Here is a 711-nt window from a genome sequence, read left to right as displayed (position 1 = left end):
TTCAATTAATCATACTTTAATTTGTATGGTTAAGCCTCACGGGTAATTAGTACAAGTTAGCTCAATGCCTCACAGCACTTACACACCTTGCCTATCAACGTTGTAGTCTCCAACGGCCCTTTAGGGAGCTTAAAGCTCCAGTGAGAACTCATCTCGAGGCCTGCTTCCCGCTTAGATGCTTTCAGCGGTTATCAGTTCCGAACTTAGCTACCGGGCAATGCCATTGGCATGACAACCCGAACACCAGTGGTTCGTCCACTCCGGTCCTCTCGTACTAGGAGCAGCTCCTCTCAATTCTCAAACGCCCACGGCAGATAGGGACCGAACTGTCTCACGACGTTCTAAACCCAGCTCGCGTACCACTTTAAATGGCGAACAGCCATACCCTTGGGACCAACTTCAGCCCCAGGATGTGATGAGCCGACATCGAGGTGCCAAACACCGCCGTCGATATGAACTCTTGGGCGGTATCAGCCTGTTATCCCCGGAGTACCTTTTATCCGTTGAGCGATGGCCCTTCCATTCAGAACCACCGGATCACTAAGACCTACTTTCGTACCTGCTCGACGTGTCTGTCTCGCAGTTAAGCTGGCTTATGCCTTTGCACTAACCACATGATGTCCAACCATGTTTAGCCAACCTTCGTGCTCCTCCGTTACTCTTTGGGAGGAGACCGCCCCAGTCAAACTACCCACCAGACACTGTCCGCAA

At 51.3% G+C, this 711-nt stretch carries 1 rRNA gene; it reads right to left on the bottom strand.

Annotation, left to right across the window (positions count from 1 at the left end):
* Nucleotides 1–25 precede the first annotated feature (25 nt).
* Nucleotides 26–711, bottom strand: a 23S ribosomal RNA gene (locus CXF93_RS02895); the annotation flags it as partial.

It is taken from the genome of Moritella sp. Urea-trap-13, from assembly GCF_002836355.1.
Taxonomy (GTDB): domain Bacteria; phylum Pseudomonadota; class Gammaproteobacteria; order Enterobacterales; family Moritellaceae; genus Moritella.
This window is presented reverse-complemented; position numbering and strand designations above follow the sequence as displayed.